Genomic DNA, 21,145 nt, shown 5'->3' with positions numbered 1-21,145 from the left:
TCATGCGCGTCGCCCTGTTCGTCACCTGCGTCAACGACGCGCTGTACCCGCGGACCGGCGTCGCCGTCGTACGGCTCCTGGAGCGGCTCGGCGTCACCGTGGACTTCCCGGCGGCCCAGAGCTGCTGCGGGCAGCCGCAGTACAACACCGGCTACCGGCACGAGACCGAACCGCTGATGCGGCGCACGGCCGAGGCCTTCGCGGAGTACGCGTACGTGGTCACCCCCTCCGGGTCCTGCGCCGCGATGATCCGCGAGCACTACCCCCGCATCGGCGGGAAGGCGGCGGCGGAGGGCCGCGGCACCGCGCTCGCCGAGGCGGCGCGGTCGCTGGCGCCCCGCGTGTACGAGCTGACCGAATTCCTCGTCGACGTGCTCGGCGTGACCGACGTGGGCGCGTACTTCCCGCACACCGTCACCTATCACCCGTCTTGTCACGGTCTACGAGCACTCGGGCTCGGGGACCGGCCGCGACGGCTGCTCGCCGCGGTCAAGGGCCTGGAGCTGATCGAGCTGCCCGGCGCCGAGGAGTGCTGCGGTTTCGGCGGGACCTTCGCGGTCAAGAACCCGGACGTGTCGGCCGCGATGGGCGGCGACAAGATCGGCAACGCCCGGGCCACGGGTGCGGAGGTGCTGTGCGGCGCGGACAACTCCTGCCTGGCCCACCTCGACGGCCTGCTGCGCCGGGCCGGAGCCCCGCTGCGCGCCCTGCACCTCGCCGAGATCCTGGCCGCCACCGAGGAGGAACCGCTGCGATGACAGGGGCGACCGGCACGGGGACGTACCTCGGCATGCCCGCGTTTCCCGACGCGGCCCGCGAGGCAGTACGGGACGACGTACTGCGAGCCAATCTCCGGCACGCCACGCACACCATCCGCGACAAACGGGCCCGGGCGGTCGCCGAGCTGGCGGACTGGGACCGGCTGCGCGCGGCCGGCAAGGCCGTCAAGGACCACACCCTGCGCCATCTCGACCGCTACCTCGTCCAGCTGGAGGAGGCGGTGACGGCGGCCGGCGGTACCGTCCACTGGGCGGTCGACGCCGAGGAGGCGAACCGGATCGTCACCGGCCTGGTCCTGGCGACCGGCGAGCGGGAAGTGGTCAAGGTCAAGTCCATGGCCACCCAGGAGATCGGCCTCAACGAGGCGCTGGAGGCCGCCGGGATCGCCGCGTACGAGACCGACCTCGCCGAACTCATCGTCCAGCTCGGCCACGACCGCCCCTCCCACATCCTGGTCCCGGCCATCCACCGCAACCGCGCCGAGATCCGCGACATCTTCCGGACGGAGATGGGCCGTTGGGGCCGGGCGGCGCCCGAGCCGCTCGGCGACGACCCGCGGGAGCTCGCCGAGGCGGCGCGCCTGCACCTGCGCGAGAAGTTCCTGCGGGCCAAAGTCGCCGTCTCCGGAGCCAACTTCATGGTCGCCGAGACCGGCACGATGGTCGTGTTCGAGTCCGAGGGCAACGGCCGGATGTGCCTGACCCTGCCCGAGACCCTGATCTCGGTCGTGGGCGTCGAGAAGGTGGTCCCGACCTTCCGGGACCTGGAGATCTTCCTCCAGACGCTGCCGCGCTCCTCGACGGCCGAGCGGATGAACCCGTACACGACGATGTGGACCGGTACGACGGACGGCGACGGGCCCTCCGCCTTCCACCTCGTCCTCCTCGACAACGGCCGGACCGACACCCTCGCCGACGAGGTGGGCCGCCAGGCCCTGCGCTGCATCCGCTGCTCCGCCTGCCTCAACGTCTGCCCCGTCTACGAGCGCGCCGGCGGCCATGCCTACGGCTCCGTCTACCCGGGCCCCATCGGCGCCATCCTCAGCCCCCAACTGCGGGGTACCGGCAGCGAGATCGACGCCTCGCTGCCCTACGCGTCCACCCTGTGCGGGGCCTGCTACGAGGTCTGCCCCGTCGCCATCGACATCCCCGAGGTCCTCGTCCACCTGCGCGAACGCGTGGCCCAGGGCGGCCCGGTGACCCGGGACGGCATCCGCGTCACGGTCCGCCCCGCGCACGGCCACACCGCCGAACGGGCCGCCATGCGCGCCGCCCGGCTGCTCCTGGACCGCCCCGCCGCGCTGCGGGCGGGCGAGCGCCTGCTGGCCAGGGCCCGCCGGCTGCGTCCGCGCCGGCTGCCGGGACCGGGGCGGGCCTGGACCGACACCCGCGAACTGCCCGCCCTTCCGGCGGAGTCCTTCCGCGACTGGTGGACCAGGGAACGGGAGGCCTCCCGATGACGAGCAGAGACCGCGTCCTGGCCCGCATCCGCCGGGCCGTTCCGGGCGGCCCCGAGGTGGACGTCCCCCGGGACTACCTCCGAGTGCACGGCACCCGTACCCCGGCCGAGAGCGCCGACCTCCTCGCCGCCCATCTGGCCGAGTACCGTGCGAAGGTCCACCGCACGGCCGAGGACGGCCTCCCGGCGCTCCTCGCCCGCCTGCTGGCCGCCCGCGGCGCGCGGACGGTCCTCGTCCCGCCCGCCCTGCCCCCGCACTGGCTCCCGGCCGCCACCGGCCCGGCCCGCGTCCACGACCGCGCCGGGTCCACCCCGTACGAACTGGACGCCGTCGACAGCGTCGTGACGGGCTGCGCCCTGGCCATCGCCGAGACCGGCACGATCGTCCTCGACGGCGGCCTGGACCAGGGCCGGCGCCGCATCACGCTCGTCCCCGACCACCACGTGTGCGTGGTCCGGATCCCCGGACAGCTGGTGGACTCCGTACCGCAGGCCCTCGAACGCCTCGACCCCACCCGCCCGCTGACCTGGATCTCCGGCCCCTCCGCGACCAGCGACATCGAACTCGACCGGGTGGAAGGAGTCCACGGCCCCCGCACCCTGGAGGTGATCCTCCTCGGCGCACAATAGGGTCATGCCCTCCCACATCGCCCTCACCGCCCTCGTGGTCCACGACTACGACGAGGCCATCGACTTCTACACCCGCGCCCTCGGCTTCGACCTTGCCGAGGACACCGAGCGCCCCGACGGCTCCCGCTGGGTGGTGGTCCGCCCGCCCGGCGCCGAGGAGACCGCGCTGCTGCTGGCCCGCGCCAAGGACGAGGCCCAGCGCTCCCGGGTCGGCGACCAGACGGGCGGCCGCGTCGGCTTCTTCCTCCACACCGACGACTTCGCGCGCGACCACGCCCGCATGACCGCCGAGGGCGTCCGCTTCCTGGAGGAGCCGCGCCACGAGGCGTACGGCTCCGTGGCCGTCTTCGAGGACCTCTACGGGAACCGCTGGGACCTACTCCAGCCCGCGCGCTAAGGGCTGTCCCGTAATCCCCGGTGGATCAGCGCACGGCGTCAGATGCGGTGCATCGCAAGGCGGAGGGGCGCCCACATACTGGGCGTATTCGGGCGTTCCGGCAACGCAGCGAGGTGCCGTAGCTGACGTCGTGCGCCCGCCGGGGATTACGGGACAGTCCTTAGCCGAGGCGCCTCCCGCGCGGCATCGACGGCCGGGCCGCCGTCCGCGACCCGGCCGGCCAGCTCCCGGGCCCAGCGCACCAGGCCCGGCACGTCGATCCCGTACGGCCGCCCGTCCAGCCCCTCGATCGCGGCGGCCCCGCGGCGCAGCAGCCGCGCCCCGCCGACCGCGTTCCCGCGCGCGCTGTGCGTCAGTCCGACCGCGAGCTGCGCGAGGCCCCGCCAGAGCGGGGCCGCGGCCTCGGGCCCGGACTTCCAGGCGTCCTCGAGCACCTCGTGCGCGTGGAACGGCATCCCGGCGTCCAACAGCCGCTGCGCCTCCCGGACGGTCTCCGCGGGGGAGCGCACGACCCCCTCGGGCTGCCACTCCACCCCGGGCGCCCCGTAGGGCAGCGGCCGCCCCAGTCCGTCCCTGGGCCGCGCACTGCGTGCCCGCCCTTCGGCATCCCGATCGCGTGTGTTCACCACCCCATCCTCTCCCTCGCCGATTACCGGTGCATGCACACCCTTCTGCGTGGGGTAATGTTCTGCATGTGCCGCCGAGACAGGGGAAACCCGGTCGAAAGTACAGCCGGAAGCACATCGGGACGTGGCGCAGCTTGGTAGCGCACTTGACTGGGGGTCAAGGGGTCGCAGGTTCAAATCCTGTCGTCCCGACTCGAGAGAGTCGTAGATCAGGGGCCGTTTCGGAGCAATCCGAAACGGCCCCTTGATCGTTTCCGGGGGAGTGGCCGGAGCGCGGGAGGGACGAGGGCGGGCTGTCGCCCACCGCGCCCGCTCCCCTACAGTGCGTGATGCCCGCATCCGCCCGTGACGAGGCACAGCTGCCGAACAGGAGCAGACCCGTGGCCACCCACGCACGCCCCGGCTCCCTTCCGAGCCCCTCCCCGGCCGGTCGCCGGGTCCCCGAGCTGGATCCCGCCCTCGTCGGGCAGTGGCAGGCCGGGGGAGGGGAACTCGTCGACCTGTTCGCCCAGGCGCGCGAACGGCTCGGCGGCGTCGCCGCGTTCCGGCTCGGTCCGCGCCCGACCGTCCTGATCACCGACCCCCACGCCGTGCAGCACGTCCTCGCACTCCATCCCGGGCGGTACGTGAAGCGCTCGCACCGCGCCCGACTGCTGATCGGCGACGGAGTCCTGGCCGCGACGGGCGAGGCGTGGCAGCGGCAACGGCGGCTGCTGCAGTCCCAGTTCACCGGCCGGGGGATGCGCCGCTACGAGCAGCGGATCACCGAGGCCGCCCGGACCACCGCCGAGCGCTGGGCCGGGTACGCCCGTACCGGACAGGTCCTCGACGTCGGCTACGAGATGCGCCGCTTCGCCCTGGACACCATCTGGCGCTCCCTGACCGGCCATCCCCTCGACCCCGGAACGGAGCGCGAACTGGCGGCCGTGCCCGCCGTGGTGGCCGCGCTGCCCAGCCTGCCCGCCGACGGCGCCGCCGCCCGAGGGGCCGTCGCCGCCGAGCTGGCCAGGATCGACGCCGTGGCGAGCCACGCCATCGCCGCCGCCCGCGACGGAGAGGCCGGACCCGACGGTCCCGGCCTTCTGCACGTCCTGCTGGAGGCGGCCGGAACGCGTCCCGAGTACACCGACCGGCTGATCCGCGACGAGCTGGTCACCCTGCTGGTCGCCGGTCACGAGACCACCGCCACCACCCTGACCTGGCTCTACCTCCTGCTGGACCGGAACCCGCAGGCGCGGGAGCAGGCCCTCGCCGCGGGCGCCGAGGGGTCCCCCGAGCGGCGGCAGGCCGTCCAGGCGCTCGTCCACGAAACGCTGCGCTTCTATCCGTCCGCCTGGATACTGCCGCGCTGCGCGGCGGAGGACGACATCCTCGCCGGATACCAGGTCGAGGCCGGCACCGACGTGCTCGTCTGCCCCTACCTCACACACCGGGACCCCGGGCTCTGGGAGGACCCGGCGCGGTTCGATCCGGGGCGCTTCACCACCCCCGGACGACGTCCCACCCACCCGGGGAGCTACCTCCCGTTCGGCATCGGGCCCCGGGCCTGCCTGGGCCTGCAGTTCGCCCTCCGGGAGTCGACCGTCCTGCTCGAGCACCTGCTGCCCGCCCACACCCCGCGCTTCCGCTCCACCCCGGCCAAGGCCGTCTACAGCATCACCGTCCGCCCCGACGGCCCTGCCCCCGCGACGCTGGGCTGAGACCCGAGCCGGTCGGTTCCGGTGGAAGAAAACGCTTGGACCGCGTGGGCGTTCTTGCGGGACACTCCGTTTTTGACCTGACAGTCCGACAAGACGGGGTTGGGATGGGATCGCCCGAATCACGCAAAGGTTCGCCGGGCAGGGGTCCGGTGCTCCTCGCGCTTCGCTACTACGGACGGGAGTTGGCCCGGCTCCGATGGCTGACGGTGCCCGCGATGCTGCTCCCGGCGCTGGGCAACATCGGCATCAACTACATCGCGCCGCTGGTCGTCGCGAAGCTCGTCGGCCGGATCGCCGGGGACGCCGGTACCGGCATCGCCTGGACGATGCCCTATGTCCTCGGCTTCGCCGGGGTCCTGCTGCTCGCGGAGACGCTGTGGCGCATCGGACTGCACTGCCTGAACCGCCTCGACGCCCGCGGCATCGAGCAGCTGTACGTGATCGGCATGGACGAGCTGTTCGCGAAGGACGCGGCGTTCTTCCACGACAACTTCGCGGGGTCGCTGACCAAGCGGGTCCTGAGCTTCGCCTCCCGCTTCGAGGAGTTCGTCGACACGCTGACGTTCTCGGTCATGGGCAGCTTCGTACCCCTGGTGTTCGCATCGGTGGTGCTGTGGCAGTACGACCCGCTGCTCGTGGTCGGGCTCTTGACGATGATCACTGTCACGGGGCTGTGCGTGACACCTCTGATCCGTCGCCGTCAGGCGCTCGTCGCCCAGCGGGAGGAGGCGATCGCCCGGGTTTCGGGCCACGTCGCGGACAGCCTGATGAACATGGACACGGTCCGGTCGTTCGCCGCCGAGGCACGCGAGGCCGCCGAGCACCGGTCCCGTGTCGCGGAGTCGCGGCGGCTCACGCTGCGTTCGTGGGACTACGGCAACCTGCGCATCGACACGCTGGTCGCGCCGATGTCCGTACTGACCAACGTGCTGGGCCTGCTGCTCGCCGTCGCGCTCGGTGGGGGAGACCACGGCGTGGAGGCGGTCATCGTCGCCTTCACCTACTACGCCAACGCGACGCGGATCATGTTCGAGTTCAACCAGATCTACCGTCGCCTGGAGAGCTCGATGACGGAGGCCGCGCAGTTCACCGAACTGCTGCTGACACCGCCGACCGTGCTCGACCCGGTGGCGCCGGAGCCGCTGCTGTCCCGGGCCGCCGACGTGCGCTTCGAGAAGGTGAACTTCGCCCACGCGGGGGCGGAGCCACTCTTCGAGGGACTGGACCTGGCCGTGCCCAGCGGGACGAAGATCGGCCTCGTCGGCCGGTCCGGCGGCGGCAAGACCACGCTCAGCCGGCTGCTGCTGCGGATGACGGACATCGACGCCGGCCGGATCCTGATCGGGGGTCAGGACATCAGCAGGCTCCGCCAGGCCGACCTGCGCAGCCTGATCGCCTACGTGCCGCAGGACCCGGCGATGTTCCACCGCACGCTCCGGGACAACATCGCGTTCGCCCGGCCGGACGCCACCGACGCCGAGATCCGCCGCGCGGCCGAGGCGGCGCACGTCACGGAGTTCGTCGACGCGCTTCCGGACGGCTTCGACACCATGGTGGGCGAGCGCGGGGTGAAGCTGTCCGGCGGACAGCGCCAGCGGGTCGCGCTCGCCCGGGCGATCCTGCGCGACGCGCCGATCCTGCTGCTCGACGAGGCGACCAGCGCCCTGGACTCCGAGAGCGAGATCCTCGTTCAGGAGGCGCTGTGGCGGCTGATGGAGGGGCGGACGGCGCTCGTGGTGGCGCACCGGCTGAGCACGGTGGCCGGCATGGACCAGCTCGTCGTCCTCGACCGCGGAAGGATCGTCGAACAGGGCACGCACCAGCAGCTGCTCGCCGCGGAGGGTGCCTACGCGAAGCTGTGGCAGCACCAGTCGGGCGGCTTCCTCGACGACACGCCCGCGCGGGCAGACCTGCGCTGACCTGAGGCCGGCGGTCCTCCCGCCGGGCTCAGGCGGCCGCCGGGTGGACCACCTCCACGCCCCGTGCCCGCAGTTCCTCGACCACCGGCGAGTCCTCCGGCGCGTCCGTGACGATGAGGGCGATCTGTTCCATCGTGCAGATGCGTCCGAGCGCCGCGCGGCCGAGCTTGTCGGCGGTCGCGACCAGGATCACCCGCTGCGCGGCCGCAACGGCGGCCCGCTTCACCTGTACGTCGTCCAGGTTGTACGCGGTGGCGCCCTGGACCGGGTCCACGCCGCAGCAGCCCAGGATGAAGGTGTCGAAGCACAGGTCCTGGAACGTCTGGACGGGTGTGCGGCCGTAGAAGGAGAGCTCTTCGGGGCGTACCTGGCCGCCGGGCAGCACGAGCTGGATGCCCGGATGTCCGGAGAGCGTGAAGGCGGCGTGCAGGGACAGCGGGGTGACGGTGAGCTTCCGGTCGGCCATCGCCTTGGCGACGGCCACGGCGGTGGTGCCGGTGTCCAGGGCGACGGTCTCGCCGTCGGTGAGCAGCTTCACCACCGTGGCCGCGAGGCGCTCCTTGGCCTGGGCGCCGGACATGGCGCGGATCGCGTAGGGCGGCTCGACCCCGCCCGGCAGGTTGCTCACCGCGCCGCCCCGCACCCGGCGCAGAGCCCCGCGGGACTCCAGTACCTCCAGGTCCCGGCGGATGGTCATCTCCGACGCACCGGTGGCGGCGGCCAGCTCCGCGACGGTCGCGCGGTTCTCCTTCATGAGCAGCGCGACCACGAACCTGTGTCTCTCCATCACGTTCATGTGTCTGCTTTTAGCACAGGCAGGGAGCCGCCGGAGACCGGAGTGCACACGGCACCTGTGGCAACGAACATCAAGTATGGGTAAAGTGCGCCGTTGTGTGTGATCTGAAGGCTCTAATGAACATGATAGATGTTCTTTCGATCAAGCAACGATGAGGAGAGCGATGTCCGCCACCCATGAGGCCGACCCGTCCGAGACGGCGAAACCGCTGCTCAGCACCGTCGCGATCATCGCCTCGTGCGCCGCATTCGTGGTGATCGGCGCACTGCAGGCGCTGTACGGCCCCGCGATCCCGGCACTGCGCGACGAGTTCGGCATCAGCCCCGCCGTGGCCGGGCTCAGTCTCAGCGCCCACTTCGTCGGCGCGCTGCTGGGAGTGCTGATCTACCACGTGTTGCGGGGACGGCTGAGCAACCGCACGCTGCTCGGCGGCTCGTACCTGCTCATGGCGGCGGGCGCGGTGGTCTTCGCGTTCTCGCCGAGCTGGATCCTGGCCCTGACCGGCACCCTCGTCATCGGACTGGGCTTCGGCGGCATCGACTACGGCCTCAACCAGCTCTTCGCCGTCGGGTTCGGACGCCGCAGCACCGCGATGCTGAACCTGCTCAACGGCCACTTCGGAGTGGGCGCGATCGCCGGCCCGGCCCTCGTCGGCTGGCTCGGAGCGGAGAGCTATCCGGAGATCTTCGTGGGCATCGGCGTCGTCTGCCTGCTCATCCTGCTCACCCTGGGCGGAGTGGCCGCCCGGGAGCCGGAGCCGGCCGGCGCGGAGGCCGGTGGCGCGGGCGGAGCACGCGTCCTGCCCGTCATCGCCGCGTTCATCGGCGTCTACGTCCTGCACGTGGCCATCGAGACGGGCGTCGGCGGCTGGGAGCCCACCCACCTGGAGGCGGTCGGCTACGGCGCCGCCACCGCGGCTACCGCGACCTCCGCCTACTGGGCGGCGATGACCATCGGCCGGTTCGTCATCGTCCCCCTGAGCCTGCGCTGGTCCGCGCCGTCCATCCTGACCGTCTGCTGCGCGGGCATGGCCGGCTTCCTGCTGCTCGCGACCGTCCCGGCCCTCGCCCCGTACGCGTACTTCGGCGTCGGCCTGATGATCGCGCCCATCTTCCCCACCTGCCTGCCCTGGCTGAACCGGGCCGTACCGAGCGTCGCCGCGGCCGGGGCGTACGTAATCGCCGCCTCGATGATCGGCGGGGTGGCCTTCCCGCCGCTGCTGGGCGGGGTGATCGACACGATGGACGTGCGGGCGGCGCCGCTGGTGCTGTTCGTACTCGCCGCGGTCTGCGCCGTCCTCAGCGTCTGGCTACGCAGGAACGCCCCCGACCCCGACGCGGTCCCGGACGCCGCCCCCGACCCCGACGCGGCCCCGGACGCCGCCCCCGACACCGAGGCCCGCCCGGACGCGGTCCCGACCCGAGGAGCCCAAGCATGAGCGCCGTGAGAGCCGTCCTCTTCGACATGTTCGGCGTCATCGCGCGCCTCCAGTCGCCCGCGTCCCAGGCCGTGCTGGAGCGCACGGCCGGCGCGGACCGCGAGGCGTTCTGGGCCGCGTACTGGGCGCGGCGCGCCCCGTACGACCGCGGGGACGTGTCCGGCCCCGCCTATTGGAAGGGCGTCTGCGACGTCCTGGACGTCCCGCTCGACGAGCGCCTGACCGCCGAACTGATCGCGGCCGACGTGGCGAGCTGGAGCGAGGTCGACCAGGACTGCGTGGACCTGCTCGGCTCCCTCGCCGACCGCGGCCTCACGCTCGGCCTGCTGTCCAACATCCCCGAGGAACTGGCCGTCCGGTACGAGACATATGAGCCGTGGCTGAACCTGTTCGCGGTCGTCGGGTTCTCCTGCCGCATCGGCAGCGCCAAACCGGAGCCCGCCTCCTACCTGTGGTGCGTACGCGAACTGGGGCTGCCCGCCGGGGAGATCCTCTTCGTGGACGACCGTGCCGACAACGTCGCGGCGGCCCGTGAACTGGGCTTGCAGGGGCACGTCTTCACCTCCACCGGGGCGCTCGCCGCGCTATTCCCTGGCTGAAATTCCCGGTACGCGAAGTGACGCGCATGTCCCGAATTGGCACTTGCCAGTGTCACTTGAGATGTGATCGTATGAATGAGCAGGCGCCGATACCCGATCAATACGGGTAAACATTCCGGGCCGCCGCCACCGGTGAATCAACCGCCGGTACGGCGGCCGCCAGTTCCCTGCCTCTTTGGATGAATCATGCCTAGCTTTCAAAGCCTTGACGTCTTTCCCTTACCTGCGTGAGAAGGAAAAATGGCCAGCACCGTTGTCACCGATCACCTCTATTACCCCGTCAGCGAGCGCAAGATGGAGCGGGGTGAGGGTGTCTACCTGTACGACGAGGACGGCAGGCGCTACCTCGACTGCGCGTCGGCCACGTTCAACCTGAGCCTCGGCTACTCCCACCCGGCCGTCATCGCGGCCATGAAGGACCAGCTCGACAAGGTGGTCCACCTGACCTCCTCCTACCAGAGCGACCCGATCAACGGGCTCGTCCGGCGCCTGGTGGAGACCTCGCCGGCCGGGTTGACGAAGGTGCACCCCAAGGTGTCCGGCGGGTCGGCCGCCAACGAGGGCGCCATCAAGATGGCCCAGCTCGCCACGGGCAAGTCCGATGTCATCACCCTGTTCCGCAGCCATGTCGGCCAGACGATGATGATGACCTCGATGTCCGGCAACTCCTTCCGCCGCGAGCCGTTCCCCAACCTCTTCCCGGGCAGCCTGCAAGTGCCCGACCCGTACTGCTTCCGCTGCTTCTACGGGCAGCAGAAGGACACGTGCGGAATGATGTGCGTCGACCGCCTGGAGGATTTCGTCGACTACGCCAGCAGCGGCCGGGTCGCCGCCGTGCTGATCGAGCCGATATCCGGAAACGGCGGCAACATCGTCCCGCCGGACGGCTACATGCAAAAACTCCGGGCATTCTGCGACGAGCAGGGAATCGCCCTGATATTCGACGAGATCCAGACCGGTATCGGCCGTACCGGCCACATGTTCGCCGCCCAGCACTTCGGTGTCGAGCCGGACGCGATCACCACCGCCAAGGGCCTCGGCGGATCGGGCGCGCAGGTGGCCGCCATCATCACCAACGAGCGGCTCGCCGGACTTCCCGCGAACCACCACTCCTTCACCTACGGTTCCAACCTGCTCGCGGCCGCCGCCGCGAACGTCACGCTGGACATCGTGCGCCGGCCGGAATTCCTCGCGAACGTGACCAGGACCGGCGACCACATCATGGAACGCCTCCGCGACATGCAGCGCCGCTACCCGGCCATCGTGGACGTCCGCGGCGTCGGCCTCATGATCGGCTTCGAGATCGCCGAACTCGACGGCAAGCCCGCCGTCAAACTGACCAACCACCTCGCCGACAAGGCCATGGAGCACGGGCTGATCCTGCGCACCTCACGCTACGGCTACGGAAACGTCCTCAAGATCCGCCCGCCGCTGATCCTCACGATGGCCCAGGCCGACGAGATCTGCGACAAGCTGGAGAACCTCTTCCTCGCGGAGCTGACCCGATGAAGGAGCTGCGGAAGCTGCTGACGGAACTCGGCGCACACGTCCGCTCCGAGCTCCTCGCCTACGCGGACCGCGGCCTCGCCCGCCAGGTCCACGGCGACTCGCCCGGCGGCGACGCCCAGTTCGACGTGGACGAGGTGGCCGAACGGGCCGTGATCGACCACCTGCGCGCACACGCCGGGATCCCGCTCGCCCTCTACACCGAGGACGGATCGTACGTGGAGCTCGCGCCCGACCCGCAGGTCCTCCTCGTCGTCGACCCGATCGACGGCACCCGCCCCACCTCGGCCGGGCTGGAGATGGGCATGGTGTCCATCGCCGCCGCCCCCTACCGCGACGGGGCGCCCACCCTCGCCGACGTCACCGCCGCCTGCCTGGTGGAGATCAAGAGCGGCGCCTGGATCTACGGGGACGACGAGGAGGGCCTCTCCAGCGGCGGGTTCCGCACCCCGGTGCCGCGCCTGAGCCGGAACACCGACCTGGCCACGATGTTCTGGTCGATCGAGTTCAACGGCCACCCGATGCGGCTGATGACCGACGCCTACGCCCACCTGGTCGACCGGTCGGCGAACACCGGCGGCATCTTCGTCTTCAACAGCAGCACCTTCTCCATCTCTCGCATCATCACCGGTCAGCTCGACGCCTTCGTCGACATCGGCAACCGGGTCCTGCGCGACCACCCGCGGACGGAGGACGAGTTCCTGCGCGTGGGCCGCGGCTCGATCCTGCACCTCTTCCCCTACGACATCGCGGCCGCCGTCTACCTCGCCCGCCTCGCCGGTGTGGTGATCACCGACGCCTACGGCGACGACCTGGGCTCCACCTCCCTGGTGGACCTCGGCCCCATGAACCAGAAGTCGTGCATCGCCGCCTCCACCCCCGAACTCCACAAGCAGCTGCTCGACGCCGTCCACTGGGACCTCGGCGGCACCACCACCCCGGCCACCAGGGAGACATCATGAAGGCGCTGACCCTCAACCCCGACCGCACCCTCGCCCTGGTCGACCACCCGAAGCCGGAGGCCGGCCGCGCCGACGACGTCGTCATCCGCGTCACACAGAGCGGGATCTGCGGCACCGACCGCAGCGTGCTCGTCGGCAAGTTCCCCGCCGAGACCGGTGTGGTGATGGGCCACGAGGCCGTCGGAATCGTCGACTCCACCGGCCCCGGCGTCACCCGCTTCGCCGTGGGCGACCGGGTCATCGTCAACCCCACCCTCTACTGCGGCACCTGCCCCACCTGCCTCGAAGGCCACCTGAACTTCTGCGGCCACAAGACGGGCACCGAGGTCGGCCTGGACTACGACGGCTCCTTCGCGGAGTTCATCCGGCTCCCCGAACTCTTCTGCCACGCCATACCCGACGGCATGAGCTTCGACCGCGCCGTCGTCGTCGAGCCGCTCGCCTGCGCCCTCAACAACCTCGAAGCCGGGCGGCTCGCCGCGGGCGAGACGGCGATCGTCGTCGGCGGCGGACCCATGGGCGTGGTCACCGCCATGGCCGCCCAGCTGTACGGGGCCCGGGTGCTCCTCGTGGAACCCGACCCGGTGCGCCGGCAGCTCGACCGCGAGGTCTTCGACGCCCCCGAGTTCGGCGGCCGCGTCACCGTCCACACCCCCGACGACGGCGAACTCGCCGAGCGGGGCGACCTGGTCGTCGACTCCGTCGGCAGTCTCCTGGAGCAGAGCATCGGCTATGCCGCACTGCGCGGCCGGGTCGTCATCATGGGCTTCAACAGCAACGCCTCCGCCACGGTGCGCCCGCTGAGCCTGCTCCAGCGCGGCCTGCAGATCATCGGCGCGGGCGACTACAACAGCCAGATCTTCCCCAAGGCCGTCGAACTCGCCCGGACCCTGCCGCTGGAGCGCGTGGTCACCCACCGTTTCCCCCTCGCGGACCACGAAGAGGCGTTCAGGGCGCTCGCCGCCGTCCCCGGCGCCGAGTACACCGCGCTGAAGGTCGTCCTCGTACCCCCGCACCCCGGGGCGGCGGCATGACCCGGATCCACGATGCCCTGGTCCCGGCCGCGGGCCGTCCCGTCATCATCGGCGAGTACCCGTACTACCGGGCCGACCCCGCCAACTGGGCCGCCAACCTGCGCGAGTTGCGCCGACTCGGCGTCGACGTCGTCTCCTGCTACCTGCCGTGGCGGTTCCACGAGACCGGCGAGGGCGCGGAGCGGACCTTCGACTTCACCGGCCGGACCGACCCCCAGCGCGACGTGACCGGGCTCCTGGAGCTGGCCGCCGGGGCGGACCTGGCCGTACTCCTCAAACCCGGCCCCTTCATCCACGCCGAGGTCCAGCTCGGCGGACTGCCCGACCGGCTCTGCGGACCCGCGTACACCCCGTACCGCGGCCTGGACGGCACGGTCCTCACCTCCCAGGACAAACCGCTGCCCAGCCTGCTGGACCCGGCGGTCCAAGCCGAGGCCGAGACCTGGCTGCGCGCCGTCGCCGACGAGGTCGTGGCCAAGGCCGCGGCGCCCCACGGACCGGTGGTCGCGCTCCAGCTCGGCAACGAGGGCATGGCCGGCGAGGCCAACCTCCGCGTCGACGCCCAGGACGCCTCACCGGCCGCCCGCGAGGCCTTCGCGCACTGGCTCACCGGGCGCGGCCTGACCGCCGAGGCCGCACTGGCCGCCCGGGACCTCGACCGGTGGAGCGGCGCCCTGCGCGGCCTGTGGTCCCAGTGGTGCGGCCACGCCATCGTCGGCCTGTGGGACAGGATCTCCGCCCTCTTCCCGGCCGGTCCCGCCCGACTGGCCAACGTACCGCTGGCGAGCACCACGGCTCCGGGGGCCCTCGACGCGTGGGCCGCCCGGCAGCGTGCCGTGCAGGGCTCCCGGCACCTGGCCGGCCACACCGAGTGGGTCGGAAACCCGGCCCGCGACACCGAGGCCTTCTCCTCCCACCTGACCGGGATCCTGCTCGGCGGCACCGACGTGGTCGAGGCCAACTGGGGCTTCACCTGGACCGACGAGAGCTACGCCCAGCCGCGCACCCCGGTGTTCAACGCGCTGCTGGCGCTGCTCCTCGGCTCCACCACGGTCAGCGTCTACACCGCCTGCGCCGCGGGCAGCTGGGGCGGCCTCGTGGACATGGACCCCGCGGGACTGCGCGCCGAAGGCGTCGACCCGGCCCTGCACGCGCCGCCGTACTGCCCGGGAGCCCCGCTCACCGAGGCCGGCGCGCACACCCCGAACGCCGAAGGGCTACGGCTGCTGGCCGCCTTCCTCGACCGCTTCGGCGCCCAGCTCCTCGACAGCGAACTGGAACGCGACGCGCTGGTCCTCCTCGACCGGGCCCTGCCCGAGGCCGGCGCCTGGCAGCGCGACGGCCGTACCCCGCTCGGGGAACTCGCCGACGCCGTACAGGAGCAGCTGCGCGACCACGGGCGGCTGATCGGCCTGGGATGGCTCGACGAGCACCCCCTGCAGGCCGGGGCCGGCCACGGGATCCCCGTCGGGATCCTGCGTGCCCGTGATCCGGACGGCCCCGGGGCGCCGGACGGGCCCGCAGCACCCGGTGAGCTGAGGCTCGCGGCGGGCGCCCCGGCCGACGGATCGGTCGCCGCCCTCGTCGCTGCCCTGCCCTCGGCCGGCGCACCGCGCCGTACCTCCGAGCACCGGCGGGCGGTCGTACTCAGCCGGACCGGCCCCGGCGCCGTACGGATCACCGGAGCCTTCAACCCCACGGACGGCGGCGACCGGATCACCGGCCCCGGCGGCGGCTGGGAGCTGGACCTCCCGGCGGGCTCCGCCGCCGTCGTCGTCACCCGCGGTGACGCCCTGCTGGGCTGGCTGGCCACCCCGGCCCCGCCGTCCACCGCATCCGTCGCCCTCACCTGGGCCGGCGAGCAGGCCGACGCGCTGCGCGTCGCGGCCTCCTGAGAACGCGGGCGGCGGGACAGCGCACCTGACAGCGCGCCTCCCGCCGCCCGCCCCTCCCTTCACACGGCCGTTCCGGCCGTGTGAAGGGAATTTGGCGGACGTATGGAGAAGTTTTGGAGACCCTCTCCAGGATGGGAGCACAACCCCCGATCCTGCGAAGGAGGTGCACAGATGAAGAAGATCCAGATTCGTAAGGCCGGCCCCGTCCGCCTCACGTCTTCCGCTTGTTCGGTCTACCCGAACCCCGCCTGAGCCCGCGTCAGGTGAGTCCGGCGCCGGTGCCCCGGCCACGGCAGGGGCCCGGCGCCACCCGGGGGCGGGAAGGGCCCCGGGAGAACAGGAAGAGAGGGAGCAGGAAGAGAGGGAGCAGCGCCATGGCGGACCACGATCTCCGCAGTTCCGACGACGCGCCGCTGGCGCTCCACCCGCTGGTCTACCTGGAGGACGGCGGCGAGGTCACCATCGGCCGTCAGGACACCGACTCCTACGCGATCTTCCCGCCGGACGGCGCCGAGCTGGTACGCCGCCTGCAGCAGGGGGCCACACCCGCGCAGGCCGCCGACTGGTACGAGGCCGAGTACGGAGAGCGCGCCGACGTCGCCGACGTCGTCGAGGCCCTGTACGAACTCGGCTTCGTCCGCGCGGCGGACGAGGAACCGGTCGCGGCGGAGCCGGTGCGCTGGCAGCGGCTCGGACGGGCCGCCTTCTCACCGGCGGCCTGGATCTGCTACGGCGCGATCACGGCCTGGGCGGTGCTGCGCATGCTGCTGGAGCCCGGCCTCGTACCGACCGCGCGGGACCTGCTGTTCAGCGACTACTACGCGGTGATCAACGTGGTCCTGCTGATCGTCGCCGTCCCGCTGATCGCCGTCCACGAGCTGTTCCACGCGCTGGCCGGCCGCCGCCTCGGCATCCGCTCCCGGACCCGGATGTCGTACCGCTTCTACTTCCTCGTGGTCGAGACCTCCCTGGACGGCCTGGTCGCCGTGGAGCGCCGCAAGCGCTATCTGCCCATCCTGGCCGGGATGGTCGCCGACGTCGTCCTGATCAGCCTGCTGATCACGGTGGCCGACGCCATGGGGCCGGGCGGCGGGGCCGCGCTCGTCGGCCGGGTGTGCCTGGCCGTGGCCTTCGCCGCGGTCATCCGGCTGCTCTGGCAGTTCTTCCTCTATCTGCGCACCGACGTGTACGTGCTGATCACCACCGCGCTCGGCTGCGTGGACCTGCACACCACGTCCGTACGCCTGCTCCGCAACCGGTTCAACCGGCTGCTGGGGCGGACCCACCTGCTGGTCGACGAGGACGCGTGGCACCCCGTGGACCGTCGGGTGGCGCGCTGGTACTCCTGGCTGATCCTCGCCGGGTACACGATCAGCCTGAGCACGTTCCTGCTCGGGCTCGGCCCGGTCTTCTGGCAGATGATCACCGCCTCGCTCGACCGCTTCGCCGCGGGCCACCGGGCGGACTGGGTCCTCCTGCTCGACTCCTCGGTCTTCCTGCTGCTGACCTTCGCCCAGGTCGGCCTCGCCCTCTGGATCGCCGTCAGGGAGCGCCTGCGCAGCCGGCGGTCCCGGCTCGACCACGTCATCGCCTGAATCGCCCGAGGGAACGCCCCGACGGGACTCCCGACGGCCACTCTGTGAAAGGCAGGCCCATGAGCGGCCACTACTGGATCTCCGCTCCGCAGCGCTCGGAGCGTGACCGGCTGCGGGCCGGCCTCGAACTGCCTCCCCTCCTCGCGGCCGTGGACGCGCACCGGCGCTTGCGCGGTCCGTACACCGCCGCCGGCACCCTGCTCCGGGCCGTGGCCCCGGAAGCGCTCCGCCGCCGGCCCGCCCTCGCCGGCCGCCACTACATCGAACTCCAGGAGAGCACCCCGGAGTTGAAGCCTCTGGTACCGGCGATCACCCGTGCCCTGGAACAGCAGTCGGCGGCCCCCGGCGAGGTCAGCCGCTACCCGGCACGACTGCACTCCCTGCGGGTCTCGCACGGCCTGGTCGACTTCCTCCTCACGGCGCTGGCCGATCTCGGCGACGGACCGCGGACCCTGGTCGTGGAGAACGTCCAGCACGCCGACGCCACCGACCAGGAGTTCCTGGCGGCCGCCGTGCGGAGGATCCCGGCCGACCTGCTCACCATCGTGGTGTGCTCCGGTACGGAGGAACTGGTCGATCCGCCGGGCACCCTCTCCGTCTCGCTGCCCGCCGCGCTCGACGCGTACACGACCAGGATCACCGGGCCGGCCCCCGGTCCCGTCCCCGACCCCGTCCCCGACGTCGCGTCCGCCGGGCCCGTGGCGGCCCGGCGGTACGTCGACGCCGACGGAGTCGACGACGACCCCGGGCTCCTCGCCGCGTACGAGCAACTGGCCCCCGCCGAGCGGGCAGCCCTGCACGACCGGCGGGCCGCGGAACTGGCGGAGCGGGCGAAGGCGGGCGAAGCCTCGCTCCGGCTCGGCGCCCTGCCGTACCACCTCATGCGCGGCAGCGACGCCGGCGGTGCGGGACTGGACGCCCTGCGGTGGGCCCTCGACCGGTGCAAGTACCTGGGCTTCTACCACGCGGCCGCCGAACTGGGCGAGGCGGGCCGAAGGGCCGTGGACCCGGCGGAGCGCCCCGGACTGTGGTGGATCTTCATCCGGGAGACCGGGGTGTGCCTGGCGGCCGCGGGCCGGCCCGACGAGTCGGCGGTCCTCCAGGAGGAGGCGCGGACGGCGACCACCGACCCCGCGCACCACATGAAGCTCGCCTACGAGATCGGGATGCTCTACGCCCGCCACTACCCCGAGGAGCGCCGGGACGAGCGCAAGGCCCGCGCCTGGGTCAACCAGGCCATCGCCATCGCGGACCTGCTGCCCGACCCCAAGGAGCGCGCCTTCTACTCGGTGTTCAACCGCAACGGCCTCGCCCTGGTGGAGGTCCGGGCCGGGCGGCCCGACGAGGCGCTCCGGCTGCTCGACGAGGGCATGGAAAGGCTGGACCGGGAACTCGGCCTCGGCGAGCGGACCTGGCACCGGGTCGGGCTGCGCTACAACCGGGCCCAGGTCAACGGCATGAGCGGCCGTCTGGAGGCGGCCCTGGAGGACTACGCCGAGATCATGGACGCGGACAACGACTTCGCCGACCACTACTTCAACCGGGGCAACATCCTGCGCAAGCTGGGCCGCACCGAAGAGGCCATCGCCGACTACGAGACGGCGCTCGGCCTCGAACCGCCCTTCCCCGAGGCGTACTACAACCGGGGCGACGCCCGGATGGAACTGGGTGACACCCAGGGCGCGCTCGCCGACTTCGACCGCACCCTGGAGCTCGACCCCGGGCACGTGGAGGCGCTGCTCGGCCGCGCCGGCGTGCTGGACGACCTCGGGGACGCGAAGGCGGCGCTGGAGAGCGTGGCCGCCGGACTTGCGCTGGCCCCCGAGCACCCGCACCTGCTCTGCCTGCACGGGCGCCTGCTGGCCGAGGACGGGCGGCCGGCGGAAGCGGCCCGGGCCGTCGAGGCCGCGTTGCGCAGCGATCCGAAGCTCGCCGAGGCCTGGGCCGTCAAGGCCGAACTCGCCTACTCCGCGGGTGATCTGGCCGCGGCGGCGGCGGACTTCGACCGCGCGGTGGAGCTCGCGGACCGCCCCGAGTTCCGCTTCAACCGGGCCGTGGTCCACGAGGCGGCGGGCCGCTTCACCGAGGCGGCGGCGGACTTCGACGCGGTGTTCGCCGCCACCGAGGACCCCGACGCGCTCAGCCACCGGGACTCCTGCCTGCTCGCGGCCGGGTAGGGCCGATGACCCTCCGGCAGGGCCGGGCCCCGCGTGACCGGGCTCCGCAGGACCAGCTCCCGCATGACCCGGCCCCGCGGGACCAGGCCCGGCATGAGCAGGCCCGGCCGGATCAGGGCCCGCTCGCGGAGCGGTTCACCGAGGCGATGTCACGCCTGGTGTCGGGGGTCGCCGTGGTGTCCGCACGGCGGGCCGACGGCCGGCCGTGCGGACTGCTCGTGTCCTCGGTCTGCTCGTACAGCGTGCGGCCCCCCTCCGTGCTGGTGGCGCTGGCGCGGAGCTCGCGGACCTGCCGCGAGCTGGACCCGCGCCCGGGCACGGCTTTCGGAGTCCACCTGCTCGGCGCCGCGGACGCCGACCTCGCCGCGGTCTTCGCCGGCGGCGCGGAGGACAAGTTCACCGGTCTGCCGTGGAGCTGGGACGACCGGGTGCCCCGGCTGCTCGGCGTACCCGTGTACCTGAACTGCCGGACCGGCGCGGTGTTCCCCCACGGCGACCACGTGATCCTGGTGGGTGAGGTGGGGAACTGCGTCCTCGGCGAGGGCGAGCCGCTCGTCTACTACCGGCGGAGGCTCGACTGGCGGCTGGGCTGACGGAGCCGCCCGTTCCGCAGGCGGCTCAGGCCCTGTCCGGGCGCCGGCCGCGGAGACATCGCTCGTGCCCGGCGTTCGCGGGCCGCCCGCCGCCCAGCAGCGCGCGCTGCGCCGCCTGGAGCGCCGGGCCGGGCTCGATGCCCATGCTCTCCACGACCGCGCGCCGCGCGCGGGTGTACGCGTCCAGTGCCTCGGCCCGGCGGCCGGTGTCGGCCAGGGCGAGCATCAACTGTTCGTGGAATGCCTCGCGCAGCGGATGGCGGGCGCAGAGCTCCTCCAGCTCGCCGACCACCTCCCGGGCGCGGCCCTGGCAGGTGTCCGCGCCGATCCGGTCGTGCACCAGCGCCAGGCGCTCCTCCTCCAGCCGGACGCCGTAGTGCGCGGGCAGCCCGGACTGGCCCAGGTCACCCAGCGGAGACCCGCGCCACATCGCCAGCGCGTCGCGGAACGCCTCTCCCGCGCCCTTGCAGTCCCCGGAGGCGAGCAGGCCGCGGCCGAGCGCGGCCGTCTTGCGGAAGCCGTCCAGGTCCAGTTCCCCCGGTCCCACGCGCAACAGGTACCCGGAACCGGCCGTACGGAGCAGGGGGTGCTGCCGGGCGTCCCGGCCGCCCTGACTGTGCCCGGGGTCCAGCGTCCGGCGCAGCCCCGATACGTACATCTGCAGGGCCGCCACCGCCGATCTGGGCGGCCGGCCGTCCCAGAGCTCTTCGATCAGCGTGTCCGCGGAGAAGGCCTTGTTGGCGTGCAGCAGCAGGAGGGCGAGCAGGGCCCGGCGCTTGAGCGCCGTGGGGGTGCACGCGCGGCCCGCGAGGTGCACCTCGACCGGGCCCAGGATCAGGTACCTGGGGCGGTCCGCGTCGGGAGCGTGCTGTCGGACACCGTAGGCCGTCGTGGATCTCGCCCGTTTGGCTAACACCGCGTGCCACCCCATGTCGTGTCGGCGCCCGAGGGCGCCTGTCCTGTCGGTCGACGTGCGAGCCGGATCCCCCCGGGTACGCATCGTCATGGATACGGGGTCACCCGACCGCGTGTCACCAGCC

The 21,145-nt window shown here is 72.3% G+C and carries 18 protein-coding genes and 1 tRNA gene; 16 read left to right on the top strand and 3 right to left on the bottom strand.

Annotation, left to right across the window (positions count from 1 at the left end):
* Positions 1–2 precede the first annotated feature (2 nt).
* From ACGFYQ_RS08155 to ACGFYQ_RS08140, 4 genes are read left to right on the top strand one after another with little or no spacing between them, the layout of a single operon-like run.
* The gene (locus ACGFYQ_RS08155; RefSeq protein WP_393741220.1) at positions 3–758 is read left to right on the top strand and encodes a (Fe-S)-binding protein; all 756 of its coding nucleotides are present in this window, start codon (positions 3–5) and stop codon (positions 756–758) included.
* On the top strand, positions 755–2,239 hold the full coding sequence (locus ACGFYQ_RS08150; RefSeq protein ID WP_393741218.1) for a lactate utilization protein B: 1,485 nt from the start codon (positions 755–757) through the stop codon (positions 2,237–2,239). Before ACGFYQ_RS08155 ends, ACGFYQ_RS08150 begins: the two co-directional genes overlap by 4 nt.
* Positions 2,236–2,868: a lactate utilization protein C gene (locus ACGFYQ_RS08145; protein WP_393741217.1), complete on the top strand. Its 633-nt coding sequence runs from the start codon at positions 2,236–2,238 to the stop codon at positions 2,866–2,868. The genes ACGFYQ_RS08150 and ACGFYQ_RS08145 overlap by 4 nt, the downstream gene beginning before the upstream one ends.
* Before the next feature lie 4 nt (positions 2,869–2,872).
* On the top strand, positions 2,873–3,265 hold the full coding sequence (locus ACGFYQ_RS08140; protein ID WP_393741215.1) for a VOC family protein: 393 nt from the start codon (positions 2,873–2,875) through the stop codon (positions 3,263–3,265).
* Between the two features lie 146 nt (positions 3,266–3,411).
* On the opposite strand, the gene ACGFYQ_RS08135 is transcribed toward ACGFYQ_RS08140, so the two are convergent.
* Positions 3,412–3,891: a DUF309 domain-containing protein gene (locus tag ACGFYQ_RS08135; RefSeq protein WP_393741213.1), complete on the bottom strand. Its 480-nt coding sequence runs from the start codon at positions 3,889–3,891 to the stop codon at positions 3,412–3,414.
* Between the two features lie 118 nt (positions 3,892–4,009).
* Here ACGFYQ_RS08135 and ACGFYQ_RS08130 point away from each other — a divergent pair.
* The 3 genes from ACGFYQ_RS08130 to ACGFYQ_RS08120 all read left to right on the top strand — a co-directional run bounded on the left by ACGFYQ_RS08130 (position 4,010) and on the right by ACGFYQ_RS08120 (position 7,510).
* Positions 4,010–4,083, top strand: a tRNA-Pro gene (locus tag ACGFYQ_RS08130).
* A gap of 188 nt (positions 4,084–4,271) precedes the next feature.
* Positions 4,272–5,591, top strand: coding sequence for a cytochrome P450 (locus ACGFYQ_RS08125; RefSeq protein WP_393741210.1), 1,320 nt, complete (start codon positions 4,272–4,274; stop codon positions 5,589–5,591).
* Positions 5,592–5,695: 104 nt separating this feature from the next.
* Positions 5,696–7,510, top strand: a complete 1,815-nt coding sequence (locus ACGFYQ_RS08120; RefSeq protein WP_393741208.1) for an ABC transporter ATP-binding protein — start codon at positions 5,696–5,698, stop codon at positions 7,508–7,510.
* Between the two features lie 28 nt (positions 7,511–7,538).
* On the opposite strand, the gene ACGFYQ_RS08115 is transcribed toward ACGFYQ_RS08120, so the two are convergent.
* Complete coding sequence (locus ACGFYQ_RS08115; RefSeq protein ID WP_393741206.1) at positions 7,539–8,306, bottom strand: DeoR/GlpR family DNA-binding transcription regulator; 768 nt, start codon at positions 8,304–8,306, stop codon at positions 7,539–7,541.
* Positions 8,307–8,469: 163 nt separating this feature from the next.
* Here ACGFYQ_RS08115 and ACGFYQ_RS08110 point away from each other — a divergent pair, with 163 nt between their 5' ends.
* The 9 genes from ACGFYQ_RS08110 to ACGFYQ_RS08070 all read left to right on the top strand — a co-directional run bounded on the left by ACGFYQ_RS08110 (position 8,470) and on the right by ACGFYQ_RS08070 (position 20,105).
* Positions 8,470–9,744, top strand: a complete 1,275-nt coding sequence (locus tag ACGFYQ_RS08110) for an MFS transporter (RefSeq protein WP_393741204.1) — start codon at positions 8,470–8,472, stop codon at positions 9,742–9,744.
* On the top strand, positions 9,741–10,343 hold the full coding sequence (locus ACGFYQ_RS08105; RefSeq protein WP_393741202.1) for an HAD family hydrolase: 603 nt from the start codon (positions 9,741–9,743) through the stop codon (positions 10,341–10,343). The genes ACGFYQ_RS08110 and ACGFYQ_RS08105 overlap by 4 nt, the downstream gene beginning before the upstream one ends.
* Positions 10,344–10,583: 240 nt before the next feature.
* Complete coding sequence (locus ACGFYQ_RS08100) at positions 10,584–11,852, top strand: aspartate aminotransferase family protein (protein ID WP_393741200.1); 1,269 nt, start codon at positions 10,584–10,586, stop codon at positions 11,850–11,852.
* Positions 11,849–12,811 carry an inositol monophosphatase family protein gene (locus ACGFYQ_RS08095; protein ID WP_393741198.1) on the top strand — a complete coding sequence of 321 codons (963 nt, stop codon included), beginning with the start codon at positions 11,849–11,851 and terminating at the stop codon, positions 12,809–12,811. Before ACGFYQ_RS08100 ends, ACGFYQ_RS08095 begins: the two co-directional genes overlap by 4 nt.
* Positions 12,808–13,845 carry a zinc-binding dehydrogenase gene (locus ACGFYQ_RS08090; protein WP_393741196.1) on the top strand — a complete coding sequence of 346 codons (1,038 nt, stop codon included), beginning with the start codon at positions 12,808–12,810 and terminating at the stop codon, positions 13,843–13,845. Before ACGFYQ_RS08095 ends, ACGFYQ_RS08090 begins: the two co-directional genes overlap by 4 nt.
* Entirely contained in the window at positions 13,842–15,740 is a 1,899-nt protein-coding gene (locus ACGFYQ_RS08085) for a beta-galactosidase (protein ID WP_393741194.1), read from the top strand. The genes ACGFYQ_RS08090 and ACGFYQ_RS08085 overlap by 4 nt, the downstream gene beginning before the upstream one ends.
* Positions 15,741–16,114: 374 nt before the next feature.
* Positions 16,115–17,335, top strand: a complete 1,221-nt coding sequence (locus ACGFYQ_RS08080; protein ID WP_393741192.1) for a hypothetical protein — start codon at positions 16,115–16,117, stop codon at positions 17,333–17,335.
* A 59-nt stretch (positions 17,336–17,394) separates the two neighbouring features.
* Complete coding sequence (locus tag ACGFYQ_RS08075) at positions 17,395–19,512, top strand: tetratricopeptide repeat protein (protein ID WP_393741190.1); 2,118 nt, start codon at positions 17,395–17,397, stop codon at positions 19,510–19,512.
* 5 nt (positions 19,513–19,517) lie between these two features.
* A complete protein-coding gene (locus ACGFYQ_RS08070; RefSeq protein WP_393741188.1) occupies positions 19,518–20,105 on the top strand; it encodes a flavin reductase family protein in 588 nt (195 codons plus the stop codon).
* Positions 20,106–20,130: 25 nt separating this feature from the next.
* On the opposite strand, the gene ACGFYQ_RS08065 is transcribed toward ACGFYQ_RS08070, so the two are convergent.
* Positions 20,131–21,021, bottom strand: coding sequence for a BTAD domain-containing putative transcriptional regulator (locus tag ACGFYQ_RS08065; RefSeq protein WP_393741186.1), 891 nt, complete (start codon positions 21,019–21,021; stop codon positions 20,131–20,133).
* Between the last annotated feature and the right edge of the window lie 124 nt (positions 21,022–21,145).

This window comes from Streptomyces sp. NPDC048258 (genome assembly GCF_043201995.1).
Classification (GTDB): Bacteria; Actinomycetota; Actinomycetes; order Streptomycetales; family Streptomycetaceae; genus Streptomyces.
The sequence above is the reverse complement of the archived record's forward strand: the minus strand, read 5'-3'. Positions and strand labels throughout refer to the sequence as shown.

Coding starts and splice junctions, on each gene's coding strand:
- ACGFYQ_RS08090 (WP_393741196.1), top strand. CDS start 12,808: ATGAAGGCGCTGACCCTCAACCCCGACCGCACCCTCGCCCTGGTCGAC.
- ACGFYQ_RS08115 (WP_393741206.1), bottom strand. CDS start 8,306: ATGAACGTGATGGAGAGACACAGGTTCGTGGTCGCGCTGCTCATGAAG.
- ACGFYQ_RS08150 (WP_393741218.1), top strand. CDS start 755: ATGACAGGGGCGACCGGCACGGGGACGTACCTCGGCATGCCCGCGTTT.
- ACGFYQ_RS08110 (WP_393741204.1), top strand. CDS start 8,470: ATGTCCGCCACCCATGAGGCCGACCCGTCCGAGACGGCGAAACCGCTG.
- ACGFYQ_RS08085 (WP_393741194.1), top strand. CDS start 13,842: ATGACCCGGATCCACGATGCCCTGGTCCCGGCCGCGGGCCGTCCCGTC.
- ACGFYQ_RS08155 (WP_393741220.1), top strand. CDS start 3: ATGCGCGTCGCCCTGTTCGTCACCTGCGTCAACGACGCGCTGTACCCG.
- ACGFYQ_RS08105 (WP_393741202.1), top strand. CDS start 9,741: ATGAGCGCCGTGAGAGCCGTCCTCTTCGACATGTTCGGCGTCATCGCG.
- ACGFYQ_RS08070 (WP_393741188.1), top strand. CDS start 19,518: ATGACCCTCCGGCAGGGCCGGGCCCCGCGTGACCGGGCTCCGCAGGAC.
- ACGFYQ_RS08095 (WP_393741198.1), top strand. CDS start 11,849: ATGAAGGAGCTGCGGAAGCTGCTGACGGAACTCGGCGCACACGTCCGC.
- ACGFYQ_RS08140 (WP_393741215.1), top strand. CDS start 2,873: ATGCCCTCCCACATCGCCCTCACCGCCCTCGTGGTCCACGACTACGAC.
- ACGFYQ_RS08145 (WP_393741217.1), top strand. CDS start 2,236: ATGACGAGCAGAGACCGCGTCCTGGCCCGCATCCGCCGGGCCGTTCCG.
- ACGFYQ_RS08075 (WP_393741190.1), top strand. CDS start 17,395: ATGAGCGGCCACTACTGGATCTCCGCTCCGCAGCGCTCGGAGCGTGAC.
- ACGFYQ_RS08120 (WP_393741208.1), top strand. CDS start 5,696: ATGGGATCGCCCGAATCACGCAAAGGTTCGCCGGGCAGGGGTCCGGTG.
- ACGFYQ_RS08100 (WP_393741200.1), top strand. CDS start 10,584: ATGGCCAGCACCGTTGTCACCGATCACCTCTATTACCCCGTCAGCGAG.
- ACGFYQ_RS08080 (WP_393741192.1), top strand. CDS start 16,115: ATGGCGGACCACGATCTCCGCAGTTCCGACGACGCGCCGCTGGCGCTC.